The sequence below is a fragment of the Companilactobacillus halodurans genome (assembly GCF_009600985.1).
GTDB classification, from domain to species: Bacteria; Bacillota; Bacilli; order Lactobacillales; family Lactobacillaceae; genus Companilactobacillus; species Companilactobacillus halodurans.
In genome coordinates, this window is sequence record NZ_VDFP01000197.1 from 1 (window position 1) to 1210 (window position 1210).

Below are 1210 nucleotides of genomic sequence, written 5' to 3' on the forward strand. Positions count from 1 at the left end.
ATTGGTTCACTCAATTCAGACTCGGACTACGGCCTAAGTTTATGAAAAATGCTCAATTTCCGACAGATGACCCCAGATACCGGAGAAATTGATTTTCCCCTTATTACTTCAACCGCGGTCGAAGCATTAAAGAAATCTGGACCATCCGTCTTAATGACACACTCACAAGGCGGAGTTCCGGGTTGGATGATTGGTTCAGCAAGTGATGATGTTACTGCTATTATCGCAATTGAACCAGGTGCTTTTGTCTTTCCTAAGGAGGAAGTACCAGAAAAAATCGTGACAAAATATCCAATGGCAATTGAGGGGCTTACAGTTTTAGATGATGATTATGTTTCTCTAATTAAGTAACCGAGTTGAATTTGTCTCATGGTCACAACTTGATTGGCAAGAATTCCATCCAACAGAAATTGTTAAAGATTTGAAACAACCATATTTGATGATTTGTGGTGAAAATGCTTTTACACGTCCAGGAGCTGAAGTAATGTTTAAAAATGCTGGAAGTGAAAATAAGAAACTAGTTATTATCCCTAAAGCTCGTCATTTTGATTTATATGATGGGGAAGATTATGTTCCAACGGCAATTGAAAATATTACGGAATTCTTGCAAAAGAATATCTAGATGAAGAGATTTTCAAAAGGGATTGATCCGATTAGAATCAATTCCTTTTGAAATTAAGATGGAAATATAATTAATCACTATACATCAGACGTATAGCAGCATGCTTAGGTAGTAATTTTTAAGTTACCATTTCGGCTATACAATGAATTCATCAAGTAAGCAAAGAGGAAAAAATGCAAACAGTTAAATTAAATAACGGCATTGAAATGCCACAATTAGGATTTGGAGTTTTTCAAGTAACAGATTTAGAACAATGTAAACAAGCCGTGTTAGATGCAATCAATACTGGTTATCGTTTGATCGATACAGCTGCAGCTTACCAAAATGAAACAGCCGTGGGTGAAGCTATCAAAGAAAGTGGCGTCGACCGCAAAGATTTGTTCATCACTTCAAAATTATGGGTTTCAGATTTTACTTATGACAGGGCCAAGAAGGGTATTGAAACTTCTTTGAAGAATTTAGGCGTAGATTATATTGATATGTACCTTTTACACCAACCATATGGCGACACAATTGGTGCCTGGAGAGCTTTGGAAGAAGCTTATAAAGCTGGAAAAATTCGTGCTATTGGTGTTTCAAACTTTTACG

At 36.4% G+C, this 1210-nt stretch carries 3 protein-coding genes; all 3 read left to right on the top strand.

Going from position 1 to position 1210, the window contains the following annotated elements; translation table 11 throughout:
• The first annotated feature begins 48 nt into the window (after window positions 1-48).
• The gene (locus FHL06_RS13580) at window positions 49-351 is read left to right on the top strand and encodes an alpha/beta hydrolase family protein (RefSeq protein WP_153387174.1); all 303 of its coding nucleotides are present in this window, start codon (window positions 49-51) and stop codon (window positions 349-351) included.
• A gap of 133 nt (window positions 352-484) precedes the next feature.
• Window positions 485-622 (top strand): hypothetical protein, encoded by a 138-nt coding sequence (locus FHL06_RS13585; protein ID WP_153387176.1) that lies wholly within the window; start codon window positions 485-487, stop codon window positions 620-622.
• Between the two features lie 173 nt (window positions 623-795).
• A partial coding sequence (locus FHL06_RS13590) for an aldo/keto reductase (RefSeq protein WP_192918012.1) occupies window positions 796-1210 on the top strand: 415 nt, incomplete at its 3' end.

Excerpts from the sequence above, each read along its gene's own strand:
- FHL06_RS13585 (WP_153387176.1), top strand. The coding sequence starts at position 485 with ATGTTTAAAAATGCTGGAAGTGAAAATAAGAAACTAGTTATTATCCCT.
- FHL06_RS13580 (WP_153387174.1), top strand. The coding sequence starts at position 49 with ATGCTCAATTTCCGACAGATGACCCCAGATACCGGAGAAATTGATTTT.